This is a genomic window from Ruegeria sp. K7 (genome assembly GCF_056531785.1).
Genome location: NZ_JBQFMJ010000010.1, coordinates 117165 through 135625, shown reverse-complemented (window position 1 = coordinate 135625; position 18461 = coordinate 117165). Strand labels below are relative to the sequence as shown.

The following is an 18461-nucleotide window of genomic DNA, read 5'->3' as shown; positions in this document are numbered from 1 at the left end:
TGGCAGTTGTAGCTTAGTCCTTGGGCGTCAGTAGCGGCAGCGTATTTGCAACCGGAACCACCCTGGGCAAGCTTTGCCCGTTGTTTCCTGCACGCTGATTCTGTACCTGCAGTGCAGAACGGATGACCTGAACCCGTTCGGTTGTCGTGCTGGGGACGAAAACAGGCGTTGCACCGCTTTCCAGTGAATCCATCGCGTTCACATACCACGGAACCGCTGCCGCAGGGGTCGCCGGCACACCGAACCCTTCACGCAGGTGGTGCCCAATCAGCTCTCCGTAAGGAGCCTGACCCGCAGCCATCATTGTCAATGCGCCAGCCAGAGCCATTTCGGCATCATCCAGACGATAACCGATGCCCAGGCAGATCTGGCCATAGACGCCCATTGTTGCGGCGTCGCTCAGACCCAACTGGGTGGCGGTCGATTGCACCGCCGGCATGACCTGTGCCTGATCCGTTGTGGGCAGGCCGGACATGACGTCGGAGTACCCGCCTGCAATCTGGCTGCACAGCTCCGTCATCTCGTTTTCGGACACCGCGTATTGCGACGCGAGCGATCCACCTTGCGTGATGGCAAATCCACGTGCTTCGCAGAACTTTTCGCTTAGTGCCTGGTTCGGATCTGTCATGTTCGACGCCTGAACCACACCGCCCTGAATGCGCGTTGTCTGGTCAACCAGTTCGCACCGTGCGGCAGCGGATACAGTGGGCTGACCAACCGGCTTCAGGGGCTTGAGCTTTGGCACCGTGCCGCCATTGCCGATAACCTGACCGCCACCCTGCTGGGGCTGGTCGGGAATGACAGCCTGCGGGACCTGCTGGCGTGGTACCTGGTTCAGGGGCTGCGCCGCCGCGGCCTGAGTGCCGTTGTTGGCCCACGGGTCAACAATGCCGTTGTTGTTGGTGCCATAATTGGGAGTATTTGCACCGTAGTTTGGCCCGGCATTGTCGCCATAACGTGCGGCATAGTTGGGGTCACGACCGATGTTCAGCAATCCGCGCGGGCCTTCAGCAGCCATCGTACGGGGATAGGCGCCACCGGCACCTGACTGATACTGCCGCCATCCGTTGACCAGGTTCTGACGTTCCCAATCCGAAAGCTGGCCGGTCTGGGGGTATCCCATGTAACCCTGATAATCACGGATCGCAGCGCGGCTGCGGTTTCCCATCACGCCGTCGACCGTTCCCGCATTCCAGCCGAAGCCGTTCAGCGCGCTCTGAACCTCACGGTTTTGCTGCCGCTGGGCAGAATTCACCGTCGAGCGGCGCGTTGTCGTCGTTTGGCTGCGTTTTTTGTTTTTGTTGCAGTTGATTGCGCCTGTAGCGCACCCAAGGATCACAGCGGCACCGCCGCCGATAATCACATCTGCCAAATCTGCACTTGCGCGGCTGACGCCCGTGGTAATCATCAGGGAGACCAGCAATGCGCCGCCGACGGATTTATTTAAAATATGACGTGGCATCTTTAAGTCACCTCCTTACCCAAAATCTATATCGCTATTCTTACTTAAACATGTGATTCAGTGCATGTTACAAAAAATGTCACCTGTTTGCACCCATGCAATTGAGCATTGAAAACAAATAATTTTAGGACGCCGAGGGTGGGGATGGCGCCCTAAAACTTCGACAATTCAGGCGTAATGACCCTTAATGTCGAAACAGTATCTCGATAAATCGTCAATTACCTGCCGACCATTGGGCATTTACGGGAACACCGTGAAGTGCAGCCTGCGTTTCCGCGATTTGCATTGCCTTGCGGATTACGCTGATGCGATCCTGTGTGGCGCTGGCCATGAAAACGGCCGGCGCACCATTTTCCAGTGCCGTCATCGCGTTCGCATACCACTCGACCGACGCCTTCGGAGCTTCGGCCGTGCCGAAACCTTCCCGCAGGTGGTGGCCAACCAGTTCGCCATATGCAGCGTGGCCGGATGCGGTCAGTGAAAGGGCACCGGCCAGCGCCATCTCTGCGTCGTCCATGCGATACCCCATTCCTGTGCAGATCTCGCCATAGTCCCGGGCAATCTGGGGCATATTCAGCCCAAGCGTAGCATTCGCATTCCGCGCGCTGTCCAGGGTGGACTGCACCGGCGTTCCGGGAAGAGCACTGATTGTGCCCGAGAATGTGGCTTTGATGTGATTGCAGATTTCCGTCATTTCGGTTTCGGAAACTGCGAAATGGGACTGCGAGGACTGTCCCAAAGTAATGACAAGCCCGCGTGCCTCGCACAGTTTTTCACTCAGCGCCTGATGGTGATCGGTCACATTGTCCGCGTGGATCAGTCCGCCCTGGATTTTCGAGGTGGCATCCACCAGTTCGCAACGCGCGGCCACAGATTTGACGGGTGTGCCTATGCGTTTGGGCAGTTCGCCGATGATGGGTGGCGGGGACGATTTGTTCGGATCGACAATACCACCGTCTAAGGGTTGTGGCGATGGGTATGGCTGCGGCTGCTGCCCGTCGCCATAATGCCCAGCATAGCCGGGGTTGCGTTCAAGCTTCAGCAGGCCACGTGGGCCTTCGGCGGCCATTAGACGGGGATATGCGTTGCCCGCGCCAGCCTGATACTTGCGCCATGCGTTGATCAATGTATCCCGTTCCCACTGAGACAGGCGTCCGTTGGCGGGATCGCCCATGAAGTATTGATAATCGCGGATGGCTGCGCGGCTCCGGCGGCCCAATACTCCGTCAGCGTTTCCGACCGGAAAGCCGAATGTGTTCAAGGCGTTTTGCACGTCGCGGTTTTGTTGACGTTCTTCCTCGCTTAGAACGGGCGTTGGGACCGGCTTTCTGCCGGGAGGTCTTGGTTTGTTTCTTGGGCAGATGTTTGGATTGGCGAGACATAACAGCATCGCTGTACCGATCACTTCCTTCGCGCCCGCGTTTGCGCGTTCGACCGATGCTGTCATCAACATGGATGCGGCCAATGCGCCGCCCAGCGTGTGTTTGAAAATACTGCGTGCCATTGTCGACCCCCTAAGCAAAAAACTATCTGGGACCAACGCTAGCCAGCGCCGTTCAAAATTGCCCGTTACAAAAATTGTTATCGCTCAGGGTCGGAGAGATGGTCGATTTTTACGATTTCTTTTTAAAGAGTTGGTTTTAGTCTTCGGTTTTTTTGGCCGCAAGTCTGACCCATAGCGCAAACATGCATTAGGGCGCCAAGGGACGGAGCGTGCCCGGATTTTTGCCCGAAACAGCTTTTTGTCATTCAGATTTGCGGGGGGGCGCTCAGCCAAATGAATGGGTCCACAAACCGCCCAGGTTCACCCTACTGAATAGCGATCAGCAGCAGTTGATCTTTCTCCATGTCCGGTTCTTCAAGATAAAGCCCCATATCCGTCCAGAACCGGTTGAGCATTGCCAAAAGCTGCGCCTGTTCCGCCTGGGCCAGATCCTGCGTCAGCCCTTCATAGGCGCGTTCACGGATTTCTGTTTCGACGTCGGAACCCAAGGTCTCAAGCGTTGCCCGGTAAGACAGCAAGTACGTATCCCGGCTTGCCCGCAAGGCATCCAGCCGGTCGAGGTTCAGGTTCAATGTCTGCATCAGTTGGGTGCGTTGATTGCCGACCGTGACCTTGATCGTGTCCAGCAGGCGCAGGCTGTCCCGTTCCAGTTGCTGAATTTCGCGGCTGCCTTCGATCAAGGTCTCTACGAAAGCTGCCCCGCTCAGGAGCGTGGATTTTGCGGCTTGAAACAGGGATTCCGCAGCCTGTTCCCGCGCGATGCGAAATTCCAGCTGAAGATCGCCCAAGGCAGATTTGCGGCGGGGGTCCACTTCCTCTTCCAGCAGCGCGTTCAGGGTTGCCAGTGGGTCAGATTGCTCTTCCGAGGACCGATCAGCCTCTTGCGTCCAGCCATCCCGGATCGCGTCATAGCGGTCTTCGGATACCACGGCGGCACTGATGACCAGCCTGACACCAAAGTATTCGCCGGCTAGAGCCTGACCATTCAGGCTGCTGTACATCGGGTATTCATTGCGGCGCGCGGTGTAGATTTGCGCGTCTTCCTGATCGACCGAACCGCCACGCGTGACCAGTCCGCCAGACTGGCCGTGACTGCGCCCGATGGCATTCAGGCGGAACGGTTCAAGCATCAACTCCTCAACATTGCCATAGATATCCAGAAGGCCCAGCGGGTTGGGTTTCCGTCGCGCTCCGATGATGCTGAGCTTGGTGCTGCCGCTGCCAGGCGCCAGATAGGCGGCGTAATCGGACAACGTCCCTTCGGAGAAGAACCTGCGGGCGGCAAATACCGCGGCGTCGGCTTTTGCGCCACCGCGGGCGGCATATTCCCATTCAGGTTCGGTCGGCAGCCGCAGAAAGCCGGTGCGGTCACCTTGCCGGGGCAGGCTGTCGCGGGCGTTCTGCATCAGCCATTCGGAATAGGCGCGCGAGAGATCAACGGCTTCGAACCAACTTAATCCGCCTTTGGCCCGGGCTTCGACCGGTTTGAAGCCGCTGTCGCAATTCATGTTGATGGCGCGGTACTGAGCCTCATTCAATTCGTACCGGGCAATATAATAGTAGCTGACACTGTTTTCGGGGTCGTCGAATGCCCCGCGCAGATAGGTGGGCTTGAGGTAGTCCGAAAAAGCGGTATCGGCGTCAGACTGCCCCATACGAAAGGGTCGGTCCGACAACGGGCGGGCGATATCGACCGGCACGTTGACTTTCTGAAAGGCCATGCCACCGCCACAAGGCATCGGCAAGACCAGATCCGCAGGGCCGTGCAACTGGCTGGAAGGATCGATCAGAATGGGGGGCCATGGGGCGTCGCTTGCCCAAGCCGAAGACAGCCAAGCCATGAAAAAACACAGGCTCAGTCGAGCAGATACGGGCAAAATCGGAACTCCCCAAAATTCTGTAACCACCCTGCATCGGGCAGGAGACAGTTTTGCACAGATGAAACAGATTGCAACTGAGGCAGTCTGGTGGTTCTTGCCGAAATCACGTTCGCGTGGTGGTAATTCCACATCAGGCGGGTTAGAGGGTGGGCAACCGACAAACCGAACATTTGCGATTGAAACGGCAGGAAGTTTTTTGATGCAGATAGAAGATACTTCATTAGAAGGTGTGAAAATCCTCACGCCAGCACGCTTTGGCGACAACCGTGGCTTCTTTTCCGAAAGCTGGAACCGGAAACGCATGGAGGATGCAGGGCTGAACTTCGAGTTTGTTCAGGACAATCATTCGGTGTCTGCAACGGTGGGAACGCTGCGCGGGCTGCATATGCAAACTCCGCCTCACGCGCAGGACAAGCTGGTGCGCTGTGGGCGCGGACGGTTGTTTGATGTGGCGGTCGATATTCGCAAGGGCAGCCCGACCTATGGGAAATGGGTGGGCGTTGAACTGAGTGCCGAGAACGGCAAGCAACTGCTGATTCCGGCCGGGTTTTTGCATGGTTTCGTCACCCGTGAGCCGGACACCGAGATCGTCTACAAGTGTTCGGACTACTACGCCCCGGACTGCGACCGCTCGGTCCGGTTCGACGATGCCGATATCGGTATCGACTGGGAGCTGGAAATTGATCCTGTGCTGAGCGCCAAGGATGAAGCGGCCGTGACACTGGCGGCTTTGGACAATCCGTTTGTATATGAAGGTCAGAAATGAAAATTCTCGTGACCGGCGGGGCCGGGTTCATTGGATCCGCAGTTGTTCGTCAGGCCATTCGTGACGGGCACAGCGTGGTCAACCTGGATGCGCTGACATACGCGGCGTGTCTTGAAAACGTGGCCAGTGTGACCAACCACCCCAATTACAGTTTTGTGCAGGCCGATATTCGTGATCGCGCAGCCCTGGACAAGGTGTTTGCAGATCATGAGCCGGACGCGGTCATGCATCTGGCGGCGGAAAGCCATGTTGACCGGTCGATCGACGGGCCGGGCGATTTCATCGAAACCAACATCACGGGCACCTATCAGATGCTCGAAGCTGCAAGAGCATACTGGACACGTATGGGTCAGCCCGAGGCGTTCCGGTTTCACCACATCTCGACGGATGAGGTTTATGGCTCGCTGCCCGCCGACCCGCAGGTTCAGTTCACCGAAGAGACGTCCTACGATCCCCGTTCGCCCTATTCCGCTTCGAAAGCGGCAAGCGATCACCTTGTTCGCGCCTGGGCCGAAACATACGGCCTGCCGGTCGTGCTGACCAATTGTTCTAACAATTACGGACCGTTCCATTTTCCTGAAAAGCTGATCCCCGTGATCATCCTCAATGCTCTGGCGGGCAAGCCGCTGCCGATCTACGGGGATGGTTCGAACATCCGTGACTGGCTGTACGTGGAAGATCACGCGGATGCGCTTCTGCTGGTCGTGCAAAAGGGGCAGGTTGGTCGCACCTACAACATCGGTGGGGAAAACGAGCGCACCAATCTGGAACTGGTCAAAACCCTTTGCGAAATCCTTGACCGCAAACGTCCAAAAGACAGCGGGTCTTACGCAGATCAGATCACCTTTGTAACCGATCGTCCCGGCCATGACGCACGGTATGCCATAGACCCGACCCGCATTCGCAATGAGTTGGGTTGGAGCCCGTCCGTAACCGTCGAGGAAGGGCTGGAAAAAACCGTCCAGTGGTATCTGGACAACGAAGACTGGTGGCGCGCGCTGCAAAACCGCGACGGTGTTGGTCAGCGACTGGGGACGGGAAAATGATCCTTGTCTTTGGAAAAACCGGGCAGGTCGCCCAGGAAATCGCCCTGAATGCGGGCCAGCGCGAGATCGTGTTTCTTGGCCGCGATGCAGCGGATTTGACCAACCCGGAACAGTGCCAGGCCGCCATCGAAACGCACCGGCCGCAAGCGGTGATCAATGCCGCAGCCTATACCGCCGTGGATCGGGCTGAAGATGAGGCCGAGACAGCAATGGCCGTCAACGGCACAACGGTTGGGGCCATTGCCCGGACCTGTTCCGCGCTGGGCATTCCGTTGGTGCATATTTCGACCGATTACGTATTTGACGGCTCGGGTGAGGCCCCGCACCGGCCGGAAGATGCCACGCACCCGATCAACACCTATGGCCGCACAAAGCTGGCTGGTGAAACGGCGATCGGGGCCAGCACCTGCCGTCACGCCATAATGCGCACCTCGTGGGTGTTCTCGGCCCATGGCAACAACTTTGTCAAAACCATGCTGCGCCTGTCTGAAACCCGGGATGCGCTGAACGTTGTAGACGATCAGATTGGCGGCCCGACCCCGGCTGCGGACATCGCGCGGGCCTGCCTGCATCTGGCCGACCGCCTGAAGGCTGGTGAGATGGACAGCGCAACCCTGCATTTTGGCGGTTCACCGGACGTCAGCTGGGCCGGATTTGCGCGCGAGATTTTCTCGCAAGCCGGTCGGTCCGTGACTGTTACGGGTATTCCGACCTCTGACTATCCTACTCCGGCCAAACGGCCCCTGAATTCGCGAATGGACTGCGGCAGCCTGTCTGCCTGCGGTCTGGAACGCCCCGATTGGCGGGCCGGCCTGCGCGACGTATTGAACAGCAAAGAGATTTCATCATGACGAACCGTAAAGGTATCATTCTGGCCGGCGGCTCGGGCACCCGTCTGTACCCGATCACGATGGGTGTGTCCAAACAGCTTCTGCCGATCTACGACAAGCCGATGATCTATTATCCGCTGTCGGTACTGATGCTGACGGGAATCCGCGAGATCTGCATCATCACCACGCCCCAGGATCAGGACCAGTTTCAGCGCACGCTGGGGGATGGCAGCCAGTGGGGTCTGGAACTGACCTACATCACCCAGCCGTCGCCGGACGGTCTGGCGCAAGCCTATCTGCTGGCCGAAGAATTTCTGAACGGCGCGCCGTCGGCGATGGTGCTGGGGGACAACATCTTCTTTGGCCATGGTCTGCCGACCCAACTGCAAAAGGCCGATGCGCAAAGCACAGGCGGAACCGTTTTTGGCTATCGTGTGGCCGACCCGGAACGTTATGGCGTGGTAGGCTTTGATGCGACAGGCGCAGTGCAGAGCATCATTGAAAAGCCCAAAGTGCCACCGTCGAACTATGCCGTGACGGGTCTGTATTTTCTGGACGGTACTGCGCCAGAGCGCGCGCGGCGGGTCAAGCCGTCGGAACGCGGAGAACTTGAAATTACCTCCCTGCTTGAGACGTACCTGGACGACGGAACATTGCGCGTCAGGCAAATGGGGCGCGGTTATGCCTGGCTGGACACCGGCACACATGCGTCATTGCTTGAGGCCGGAAACTTCGTGCACACACTATCGAACCGGCAAGGTCAGCAGGTCGGGTGCCCGGAAGAGATTGCGTTCGAACACGGCTGGATTTCGCAGGAGCAGCTTCTGAAACGCGCGAAACTATTTCGGAAAACGGCATACGGAAAATACCTGCGCAACCTGGTGGACTAGTCCCACCGGGTTCCGATCCGCGGTTTTTTTTAGACTGCTGAATATTGCGCAGGCCGGATTACCGGTCGGCGCTGAAATACTCGTCCGGAAAATATTTGCGCCAGAACGTGCTGCCGTATCTTTGGAAAGCGTGGCAGCCAAATGGCAGCTTCCCGTCGTTGCATTCCAGCAGATATTCCGGGGCCGCCTCAAACGCGAACCGCGACGCCTGCATCGGAGTGGGAATTGTAAACCCGCTGAAATAACGCGGCACCAGGCTGGTCCAGATTACATCCTCGTTCACGCCGGGTTTTACGGGAATAATTGTTTTTCCGAACAGACGAAGCACCTGGTTTGCCAGGGCCACGGCACCAACCTTGTTGGCTATTCTGACGGCACCTGCGCAAGTCAGGAAAAGCGCCTCATGCGTCACCCTGCGGCAATCGCTGATCTTGCGAAGGGACAATCCACCGTTCAGTTCACCGGTGAAGTCATACGGCAGGTTTGGCTGGCTGTACCCGTCAAAAACCGGCGCTCCGACAAAGGAATATCCATGCGCGGTCCAGGAATCGAGATGATCCTGAATGATCAGACAATCGACCTGGCAAATCAGGATGTAGGAAAAATCAGCAAATTGGTCATAAAACTCCTGACTGATCATCAGTTGGTTGTACGAGTCGATGCTGACAAAATGGGAATCGGACAGGCAAAGGGACCGCGCTGTTCCTTCCGTTTCCCGCAGGACGTTTTTTGTGACCGTGTTTTCCAGGTAATCGCACAGGGCGTCTGGCCCCAGAATGGTGACATCGTGTGACTTCAGTATCCTGACATTGTGCAGAAGGGCCGCCATTTCCGTGTCCGTCAGTTCCCGGTGAACGGGCACGACAACGTTGCAGCAGCCAGAAGTGTTTTCTGCGTCTGAACTGTGCGGCACTTTCATGAATTCGCCCCTTCATAGGCCAACTATTTGTAATCTTGCAATATTAGCTGGCCGATACAGGATTCAGCCAAACTGTCAGGTTGAGCGAAATTTTCTTCATTTCTGCTCTCAATCTAACAGCACCGCAATTGATTGCCAACGATACTCGGCGCTTGTCCTGCCGTAACAGGTGATGCTGACGCCATGACCCTCAGGTTGTCTAGTAACCCCGTGGCACATTGATGATTTGGGCTGAAGTGTCAATCCGATCTTTGCCCCCGGGATGCATCCGGCCAATCCAGTGGGGCAATCCAGGCCAGATACACTCAAGTATCTGCGGCATTGGCCACCAATCCTCGAGCCGCATTCTGTCAGGAAAATCGGTGTTCATGGGCGTGAAAACTGGGTCCTACGGGAATCCCCCAATATCGCTGTCAGCCGCGAATCGTTAATTATGTATTTCAGATACCGGGTCTAAACAGACCAAACCACTTTTCCCCCAAGAAGGGGCTGGCTACTTACCCCCTCGGCCGGCCCCTTACCCCTTTTAGGAAAGTTTACAGATCTCCGGCCTGACCAGTCGCCAACCGCGCGACAAGCGCGGGCAGTTCCAATGCATCGTTGTACACGACATCATGGTGAATGTCCGAAATGGCCGATTTCCGGTAACCATTGGTGAAAAGCAAAAAAGGCACCTGCGCGCGGCGCGCCGTTTCAGCGTCAACTTCGCTGTCTCCGACAAACAGCCGCGGTCCTGCGTCGGGCAGGGCTTCGAAGCAGGCATTAAGATGGGCCGGATTGGGCTTGCGTATGTTCAATGTATCGCCACCGAAAACAGCATCAAAGAAACCTGACATTCCCTGCGCTTCCAGGATGTGCCGGGCGGGCCGTTCGGGTTTGTTGGTGCATACACCCATCGCACAGCCCATTTCGCTAAGCGCATGCAGCGCCTGGATCATGCCGGGATACGCAACGGTGTGGACGCTGCTGGCGGCGTTGTAGTGGGCCAGGGTTCTCTGTGTCAGGTCGAAATGCTGTTCAAGGGGAAGGCCGCAATGATGGATGACCCGCTCGACCAGTTTGGGAAGGCCGTTTCCAACGAATTGCCGGATAGTGTTCTGTTCCAACGGTCGATGACCGACATCATCCAGCATTCGGTTTGCCGCCGCCGCAATGTCGGCGAGGCTGTCGAGCAGGGTTCCATCCAGATCGAATACAAGGGTTGCAGTCACAAAAATGTCCACCGGTATCAATGCGTTCCAAGACCTACCCGGTGTCCCGGCCCGACGCAATCAAACAGTTATGCGGAAATGTGAAGGCACATGCTTGACAAACCTGAGTAAAATAATCAGATTAAGGCGCAGACAGTCAGCCAACCCGGCTCCGGGTCAGCCAGATCGTTGAAAAACGCAATCAGATCAAGGCGATTTGCCAAAACCTATCCGGAGTTGCCCGATGAACATGCAGAACCCGAATCCAAGCCAGGCCTATGCCGTTTCCATGTTGCCAGCTCATAAGGCGGAAGACCTGACCAAGGGTGGAAATCTGGCTCATATCGAGTTGGGGGACCAGCTGTACACGCTGCGCATCACCCGTGCCGGCAAGCTGATCCTCACGAAATGAGCGCGCAGTCCTCGCGCGGCGGGGCAACGGTTGGACATTTGGCGGATCTGAGCCCGGTCGAGGCAGGAGCCGTCATGTATCTGCGGCTGTGGGGAAACGGTGCCAACGGTCGCGCTGATGCCGCAAGCGATTTTGAAATCGCTTTGGGTAATGATCACGGTCGCGCCGCAATGCTGACCTTGGACAGGTTGTGCTCGCTGTGCGCCAACCATGGGCGCCGACCTCTGATACGCCACGGCTTGAACTGCGCATGCCTGGGTGCGGACGAAAACTGCTTTGCGCAGATGATTGCTGCCGCATCCGAAGGGGCGCGAGAGGATGCGATGATGATGGCCTCGCTTATTATCAGGCCGGATTTTGCACCGGCGCTTGTCTGTCTGTCCGAAGAATTTGGGCTGGCGCTGCGCCGAATGACCATCTCGGCTCCGTTGCCCAACACGGGGCATCATACCCCGGCAGCTACTTTACATTGAAAGAGACCGAATGATGAGAGAACCCCGCGCTGCGCAGCGGGGTTCTTCTGAATTCAGCAGCAACTGCAACCAACATGGTGGTCGTGATCGCAGACTGGGGTGGGTGCATAATCACCCACTTCGCTCAGAACGCTTCTCAAGGCCCAAAGGATCATGTCCACGTCTTCAGCCTCGATCGTCAGCGGCGGGCGAATCTTCAGGATATTGTCCTTTGGACCCTCGCTTCCGATCAGAATGCGATGATCCCGCATCCGGTTTTTGACGAACTTGCAGATCTCGGTTCCTTCCGATCCGTCAGGGTTGATCAGTTCGACGCCCAGAAACAGACCCATCCCGCGTACATCCCCGACGCAGCCGAAATCGGCCTCAATCCCGCGCAGGCCGTCCATCAGGCGTACACCCATATTCCGGGCATTGTCCTGCAATCCCTCGTCGTCGACGATGTCCAGCACCTCTTTGCCAATCCGGCAGGACAGGGTCGAACCGCCGAAAGTCGAAAAGAACTCGATGCCATTGTCGAAGCTGTTCGCGATTTCCTTGGTCGTGACCAGAACGCCCAACGGATGGCCATTGCCGATGGGTTTGCCCATGACAACGATGTCGGGCAGTGCCCCCTGATGTTCAAAGCCGAAATAATACTCGCCCAGCCGGCCAAGGCCGGTCTGCACTTCGTCCGCAATGCAAACGCCACCTGCGGCCCGAATTTTTTCGTAAACGGCCGGAAGATAGCCCTTGGGTGGAATGATCTGGCCGCCGACCGATGGGAAGGTTTCCGCGATGAAGCCCGCTACCCCATGTCCTTTGGCCTTCAATGCGGCAATCGCGGGGTCCACCAAGTCTGCGAACTTCGCGGCACGGTCGGAATCGTCACGTCGGAATGAACCGCGATAGTCGTCGGCCACTTCGACCAGTTCGACCCAATCCGCCTGCCCCACACCGCCGGGCTTGTTGAACTTGTAGGCCGAGATCGCCACAGCCGCATTGGTGTTGCCGTGGTAGCCGTGATCCGGCGTTACGATCCCTTTTGCCCCCGTGTGCGCCCGCGCCAGCCGCAAGGCCAGTTCGTTCGCCTCGGTCCCCGAGTTCACGAAGAAGCAGACCTCGAGGTTATCCGGCAGTTTCGACAGAATCTTGTCGGCAAATGCCGTTTGAGCCGGGTGAAGATAGCGCGTGTTCGAGTTCATCCGCTTCAGTTGGTCCGCTGCGACCGCCTGAATGCGGGGATGTGCATGGCCCACGTGGGGGACGTTGTTATAGGCGTCCAGATAGGGGCGGCCCCACTCGTCGAACAGATGATGCCTCCAGCCACGGACCAGCATGACCGGATCGTCATAGGTCAGCGACAGGTTGCCACCGAAATGGTCCTGGCGCCCGCGCAGGATCGCCTGTTTGTCGGTCGGGCGATAAAACACCCTGTCGTCCGGCAGGTTTAGTATTGCTGCAGGGTTCGGGCATACTGCGTGCCACAGATACATCTCGTCCGGGTCGCCGACACCGGGCCAGTCCGCCTCCATCCCGGTGGTGGTCAGGGCCAGCTGGAAATGCACATGAGGGGCCCAGCCTCCATTCTGACTGGCATCCCCGAGGCGGGCAAAGGCCGCGCCCTGCGCGACGGGATCGCCCGGCTTCAGCCGCGCACAGACCTCGGGGTCCAGGTGACCATATAAGGTATAGAACGGATCGCCTTCGGGGGTTTCATGATGCAGGATCACAACGCCGCCGTAATCCAGATGGGCATCGCGGTTCTCGACCACTTCAACACGTCCGCTCATCGGGGCGTACAGCACGGTTCCGGCAGGCGCGAAGACATCAACGGCCAGATGAACAGTCCGCCGGTCCGAGGCCTTCCAAGGTCCCTTACGGAAACCGGGCTCGGCATAAATCAGGCGCGGCTCGTTGTAATACCCCAGCCACAGGCCATCGCCGAACTCGGCGCCCACGCGGGCGGCCTCTTCCAGAGGCATATGGAACGGGTTCTGAGGCCAGGTCGAATTTTCGACCGAAAGCGATCCCATCGGCACATCCGCCAGATCCTGCCCGAACATCTGCGCAAACTGGCCGCGGTGGTCGGACAGATAGGCGTGGATACGCTCGGCCCCGTCCGTGACCGGCAGCCCGCAGGCCGCGCGCAGGCGGGCGGGCATCAGACTGCCATTGACGGATGTGTTCTCTAGGAACCGCCAGGCCGGAGCCTGCGAGATGGTGACATAGGGATCATCCGGGTTTTCAGCCGCCATCAGAGTTGAATTCACGACAGACACCGCAAGACGCATCCGCAGCAACGGCCAGATCAGGTCGACTTCGTCGGTGCGCAGCGGGTTGGCGGCGTGATAGCCACGCACCAGCGCCGTCAGGGCGCGTTCGGGCCTGGGATGATCCAGGACAATATAGGCCCCGGCAATCGCGAGGTCACAGATGCGCGGCGCCGCACACATGTCGCCCAGATCAATCAGGCCCGAGATCTTCTGGCGTTGTCCAAGCTCTCCCTCAACAAGAATGTTGTAATCGTTTGCGTCATTGTGGATGGCCTGCCTGGGCATTGCGGCCAACCTGCCGGATACCTCATGGAACCCATCACAGATTTCGGTCAGCAACGCGCGTCGGTTGGGATCCGAAACAACCTCAAGCCTGCCGGAAATCCACCGGGCCTGTGTCAGATCCCATTTGAAATGCTCCCTGCTCAGCCCTGAATGGTCGAACCTTTCCAGAGCACGGTCCGTTGCTCCAAGAACACGGCCCAACTTCATGATCAGCTCGTCGGTTTTGGGCGCGGCCTTGGCGTAGCACTGGCCCGGCAGACGCTCCAGCAACCAAGCAAGTCTCGGCTGACCCTGATCGTCCGGGATTTCGGGCAGCAATCCACCGGTAAGGTCCGGGATGACCGCCGGGAACGGCAGGCCGGGGGCCTCGGATGAGATATGGCGCAATGCCTGAACCTGCAGGTCCACAAACTCGGCCTCACACCCGGCCCGCATCAACTTGAGAACGTAGTCCCGTCCGTTAGTGGCTTCGGCCAGGAAGTTCAGATCGTATTCGCCGTCCAGCCGGGTCAGCCTCGCTTCGATCCCCCAGGTCGCTCGCAGCGCGTCCGCCCAGAATTGCGTCAGATCATTCATGCGCTTTGTGTCCTTTCCCAAAGCCGATCTCTTCTTTTGTGCCCAAATATCTCGGGGGTGAACTGCCGCTTACGGCAAAACGGGGCAGCCGCCTTGCCTTCAGTCCAGCGCGCGCAAGCGTTTGATCAGGGAAGAGGTGTCCCACCGCCCGCCGCCCAGTTTCTGAACGTCCTTGTAGAACTGATCAACCAATGCCGTCAGCGGCAGCGACGCGCCGTTCCTGTTTGCCTCGTCCAGACAAATACCCAGATCTTTCCGCATCCAGTCCACCGCGAACCCGTAGTCGAAATGATCGTCCAGCATCGTTTCATGCCGGTTTTCCATCTGCCAGCTTCCGGCAGCACCCTGACTGATCACCTCGATCACGGCACGGCCGTCAAGCCCGGCTTTCTCGGCAAAGTGCAGGGCTTCGCTGAGACCCTGCACAACACCGGCGATGGCGATCTGGTTGCTCATCTTCGTCAACTGGCCCGCGCCGCTGTCGCCGATGCGGCGGCATATCTTCGAATAGACCTGCATGACCGGCTCGGCCTTGTCATAGGCGGTTTGCGCACCGCCGCACATGATGGACAGAACGCCGTTCTCGGCGCCCGACTGGCCACCCGAAATGGGTGCGTCCACAAAGGCAAATCCCCCATCATCCGCAACCGATGCAAGCTCTTGCGTCACTTTGGCGGATACCGTGGTGTGATCGACAAAGACGGCACCTTGCGACATGCCGTCAAAAGCGCCGTTCTCGCCGGTGCAGATCGCGCGCAGGTCGTCATCATTGCCCACACAGGCAAAGACCAGTTCCGCGCCTTGCGCGGCCTCAGCCGGGGTTCCCGCCATTGCGCCGCCGTGCTGATCAACCCAGGCCTCGGCCCGTTTCGCCGTGCGGTTGCAAACGGTGACGTCATGCCCTGCTGCCTGCAGGTGGCCAGCCATGGGATAACCCATGACACCAAGACCTAGGAACGCGAGTTTTGCCATCAGGTGATCCTCCCAGTTGACCGGCCCTGCCTCCGTTTTGTGGCGGGCCGGAATGTTCAGCAGAGACAAAGCAAAGCTGCGGGCAAAGGGCAACCCCGTGTCAGCTTTTGCGGCTCAGATCGCTGAGGATTGGACAGTCGGGCCGATTGTCTCCGGCGCAGGCGTCAATCAGATGGCTTAGCGTGTCACGCATGGCGTTGAGATCCGCAATCTTGATTTCGATCTGCGCCAGGTGATCGCGTGCGACCTTTTTGACATCAGCACTGGCGCGGGTTTCATCTTCGTAAAGGGCCAGCAGTGTCCTGCAATCGCCTATGGTAAACCCCAATGCACGGGCGCGACCCAGAAAGATCAGCTTGTGCACGTCCTGTTCGCGAAACCTGCGATAGCCGTTGTCATCACGTATGGGCCTGATCAGTCCGATATCCTCGTAATACCGGATGGTTTTAGCGGGCAGACCGGTCTGGCTGGCAACGTCTCCGATATTCATGGTGTCACCGATTGGGTTGTTGGGATTGCAGAGGGTACGGGCGCGCTGACGCTCACCCGCCGCAAACGCAGTGCGTTGGTCACAACAAAGACGCTGGACAAGGCCATCGCCCCCGCCGCGAGCGCCGGGGACAGCAGTGGCCCGCCAAACGGGAACAAGACGCCCGCGGCGACGGGGATCAGCAGCGTGTTGTAGCCAAAGGCCCAGCCGAGGTTCTGGCGGATGTTGCGCATAGTCCGGCGGCTGATTTCCAAGGCGTTCACGACGCCCCGCAGATCGCCGGACATCAAAACGATGTCTGCCGTCTCGATTGCCACATCCGTTCCCGTACCAATGGCAAGGCCGATATCTGCAGCAGCCAGCGCCGGCGCATCGTTGATCCCGTCGCCAACAAAGGCTAACACGCCAAGACTGTCCTGCAGTTCGGTGACCGCGGCAAGTTTTCCATCGGGCAAAACATCGGCCACGACATGGTCAATGCCCAACTCATCGGCCAGCGCCTGCGCGGTGCGGGCGTTGTCGCCAGTGATCATTGCAAGGTTCAGCCCCATATCGCGAAGCTGCGCCAACGCTTCTTTTGTTCCCGGCTTGACCGGATCGGATACGGCAATCAAGGCCGCTGCCGCGCCGTCAATGGCAACATACAAGGGCGTGGCCCCCGATGCCGCGCGCCTGTCCGCCTCGGCCCTCAGATCGTCAATGTCTATTCCGTTTTGCATCATCAGCTTCGCTGAACCGATCATGACGTCCTGTCCTTCGACCTCGGCGCGTACGCCAAGCCCGGTCATCGATTCAAACCCGGACAGCTCAGGCACATCCGATGGACCGGCCCTTGTGATCGCGGTGGCAATTGGATGTTCGGACCGGGCCTCAAGCGCGGCGGCAAGGCGCAGCATTTTTTTCGGGTCAAATCCGTTGGCCGGGATAATGCCGTCAAGCTCGGGCCGGCCCAACGTCAGCGTTCCGGTTTTGTCAAAAGCGATGACCTGCGCCTGTTGCAATTGCTGCAGGGCATCACCTTTGCGGAACAGAACACCCAATTCGGCCGCGCGCCCGGTGCCGACCATGATTGAGGTCGGCGTTGCCAGCCCCATCGCGCAGGGGCAGGCTATGATCAGCACCGAAACGCCCGCAACCAGCGCCAGGGGCAGTGCGGGTTCGGGGCCGAAAACAAGCCACAGCGCGATTGTAAGCATTGCCACCGCAATGACCACAGGAACAAAATAATAGGTTATGCGGTCGACAAGACCCTGAATTGGCAGTTTCGCGCCCTGCGCCTTTTCAACCATCTGTATGACCTGGGCCAGCACGGTGTCCGCCCCCACGCGTATGGCGCGGACGCGCAGCGCACCGGTGCCGTTGACCGTGCCGCCGACCACTGTGTCTCCGGCGGATTTCCCGACCGGCACCGGTTCGCCGGTAATCATGCTTTCGTCCAGATACGATGTGCCGTCCAGCACTTCGGCGTCCACCGGAACGCGCTCGCCCGGGCGGATTTGCAGGATGTCGTCCACCACAATGTCTGCGACGGGCGTGTCTGCAACCATGCCGTTCCTTTCAACCCGCGCCGTTTTGGGCTGCAACCCAATCAGCCTGCGGATAGCGGCACCTGTTCGACCCTTGGCGCGCGCTTCCAGCAGGCGTCCCAAAAGGATCAGCACGATGATGACGGCGGCCGCTTCGAAATAAACATTCGCCGTTCCTTGCGGCAGTATTCCGGGCGCAAAGGTGGCGATGACTGAATAAAGAAAAGCCGCGCCTGTGCCGAGGGCAACCAGCGCATTCATATCGGGCGCGCCACGCAGCAGGGACGGGACGCCTTTGGCATAAAAGACACGACCGGGGCCAACCAGCAGAACCGCGGTCAGAAGAAACTGGATCATGTGGCTGGTTTGCGCGCCGATATGTGCCTGCACCCAATGATGGAAGGCAGGGACCATGTGCCCGCCCATCTCAAGCACAAAAACCGGTAACGCCAGAACCGCCGCCAGCAGGGTCGAGCGACGGAGGGCGTTCAACTTGTCCGATTTATCGGCGGGCGTGGGATCAGGCGCATTCCCCTGGTCGACATGCGCGGTATACCCGATTCCGTCCGACACCTGCGCCAGTGCCTCGGGGGTCGTCGTCCCTAGGAGGTAGGAAACCAGTGCTGTCTGGGTCGCCAGGTTGACCTGCGCATCAATGACACCGGGGCTGGCCAGTAAGGCCCGTTCAATCCGGGACACGCATGAAGCGCAACTCATCCCCTCGATTCTCAGCGTCGCTTGCTGGGTTGCAGCCGGGTATCCAGCGCTGTCCAACGCCTGAACCAGCGGTGCCAAGGGGCCTTCGACTGAAACCTGTGCCGTTTCCGTTGCGAAATTGACAGAAGCGTCAGTGACGCCGGAAACACCCCGAAGCGCCGCTTCCACACGTCCGACACAGGAAGCGCATCCCATGCCCGTGATCGTGAGTTGCAGTGTTTTCAGTTCAGCCATCCGACTCGTCCCGACATAAGTTCTTCCCTGCACA

The 18461-nt window shown here is 58.6% G+C and carries 15 protein-coding genes; 6 read left to right on the top strand and 9 right to left on the bottom strand.

Annotated features, from left to right (window positions below; genetic code table 11):
- Positions 1-13 precede the first annotated feature (13 nt).
- The 3 genes from ACR0FE_RS16225 to ACR0FE_RS16215 all read right to left on the bottom strand — a co-directional run bounded on the left by ACR0FE_RS16225 (position 14) and on the right by ACR0FE_RS16215 (position 4807).
- On the bottom strand, positions 14-1462 hold the full coding sequence (locus ACR0FE_RS16225; RefSeq protein WP_170682199.1) for a peptidoglycan-binding domain-containing protein: 1449 nt from the start codon (positions 1460-1462) through the stop codon (positions 14-16).
- 214 nt (positions 1463-1676) lie between these two features.
- The gene (locus ACR0FE_RS16220) at positions 1677-2966 is read right to left on the bottom strand and encodes a peptidoglycan-binding domain-containing protein (RefSeq protein ID WP_170615850.1); all 1290 of its coding nucleotides are present in this window, start codon (positions 2964-2966) and stop codon (positions 1677-1679) included.
- 305 nt (positions 2967-3271) lie between these two features.
- Entirely contained in the window at positions 3272-4807 is a 1536-nt protein-coding gene (locus ACR0FE_RS16215) for a formylglycine-generating enzyme family protein (RefSeq protein ID WP_480913900.1), read from the bottom strand.
- Between the two features lie 238 nt (positions 4808-5045).
- Here ACR0FE_RS16215 and rfbC point away from each other — a divergent pair, with 238 nt between their 5' ends.
- From rfbC to rfbA, 4 genes are read left to right on the top strand one after another with little or no spacing between them, the layout of a single operon-like run.
- Entirely contained in the window at positions 5046-5612 is a 567-nt protein-coding gene (gene rfbC, locus ACR0FE_RS16210; protein ID WP_170615854.1) for a dTDP-4-dehydrorhamnose 3,5-epimerase, read from the top strand.
- Entirely contained in the window at positions 5609-6658 is a 1050-nt protein-coding gene (gene rfbB / locus ACR0FE_RS16205) for a dTDP-glucose 4,6-dehydratase (RefSeq protein WP_480913898.1), read from the top strand. Before rfbC ends, rfbB begins: the two co-directional genes overlap by 4 nt.
- Entirely contained in the window at positions 6655-7509 is an 855-nt protein-coding gene (gene rfbD, locus ACR0FE_RS16200; RefSeq protein ID WP_480913896.1) for a dTDP-4-dehydrorhamnose reductase, read from the top strand. Before rfbB ends, rfbD begins: the two co-directional genes overlap by 4 nt.
- Positions 7506-8378 carry a glucose-1-phosphate thymidylyltransferase RfbA gene (rfbA, locus tag ACR0FE_RS16195; protein ID WP_170806934.1) on the top strand — a complete coding sequence of 291 codons (873 nt, stop codon included), beginning with the start codon at positions 7506-7508 and terminating at the stop codon, positions 8376-8378. Before rfbD ends, rfbA begins: the two co-directional genes overlap by 4 nt.
- A 58-nt stretch (positions 8379-8436) precedes the next feature.
- Here the strand turns inward: rfbA and ACR0FE_RS16190 are convergent, their stop codons facing one another.
- Complete coding sequence (locus ACR0FE_RS16190; RefSeq protein ID WP_480913894.1) at positions 8437-9297, bottom strand: DUF5672 family protein; 861 nt, start codon at positions 9295-9297, stop codon at positions 8437-8439.
- 536 nt (positions 9298-9833) lie between these two features.
- Positions 9834-10508 (bottom strand): HAD-IA family hydrolase, encoded by a 675-nt coding sequence (locus ACR0FE_RS16185; protein WP_480913892.1) that lies wholly within the window; start codon positions 10506-10508, stop codon positions 9834-9836.
- A 223-nt stretch (positions 10509-10731) separates the two neighbouring features.
- Here ACR0FE_RS16185 and hemP point away from each other — a divergent pair, with 223 nt between their 5' ends.
- Together hemP and ACR0FE_RS16175 are read left to right on the top strand one after the other, a co-directional pair.
- Positions 10732-10899, top strand: coding sequence for a hemin uptake protein HemP (gene hemP / locus ACR0FE_RS16180; RefSeq protein WP_170615874.1), 168 nt, complete (start codon positions 10732-10734; stop codon positions 10897-10899).
- Entirely contained in the window at positions 10896-11372 is a 477-nt protein-coding gene (locus tag ACR0FE_RS16175; RefSeq protein ID WP_170615876.1) for a hypothetical protein, read from the top strand. The genes hemP and ACR0FE_RS16175 overlap by 4 nt, the downstream gene beginning before the upstream one ends.
- Before the next feature lie 53 nt (positions 11373-11425).
- Here the strand turns inward: ACR0FE_RS16175 and ACR0FE_RS16170 are convergent, their stop codons facing one another.
- The 4 genes from ACR0FE_RS16170 to ACR0FE_RS16155 form a co-directional block, all read right to left on the bottom strand.
- Positions 11426-14488, bottom strand: a complete 3063-nt coding sequence (locus ACR0FE_RS16170; protein ID WP_480913890.1) for an aminotransferase class III-fold pyridoxal phosphate-dependent enzyme — start codon at positions 14486-14488, stop codon at positions 11426-11428.
- Positions 14489-14587: 99 nt separating this feature from the next.
- Positions 14588-15460 (bottom strand): NAD(P)-dependent oxidoreductase, encoded by an 873-nt coding sequence (locus ACR0FE_RS16165; RefSeq protein WP_480913888.1) that lies wholly within the window; start codon positions 15458-15460, stop codon positions 14588-14590.
- Positions 15461-15560: 100 nt separating this feature from the next.
- Positions 15561-15950, bottom strand: a complete 390-nt coding sequence (cueR, locus tag ACR0FE_RS16160) for a Cu(I)-responsive transcriptional regulator (RefSeq protein ID WP_480913886.1) — start codon at positions 15948-15950, stop codon at positions 15561-15563.
- A complete protein-coding gene (locus ACR0FE_RS16155; RefSeq protein WP_480913884.1) occupies positions 15947-18427 on the bottom strand; it encodes a heavy metal translocating P-type ATPase in 2481 nt (826 codons plus the stop codon). Before ACR0FE_RS16155 ends, cueR begins: the two co-directional genes overlap by 4 nt.
- Between the last annotated feature and the right edge of the window lie 34 nt (positions 18428-18461).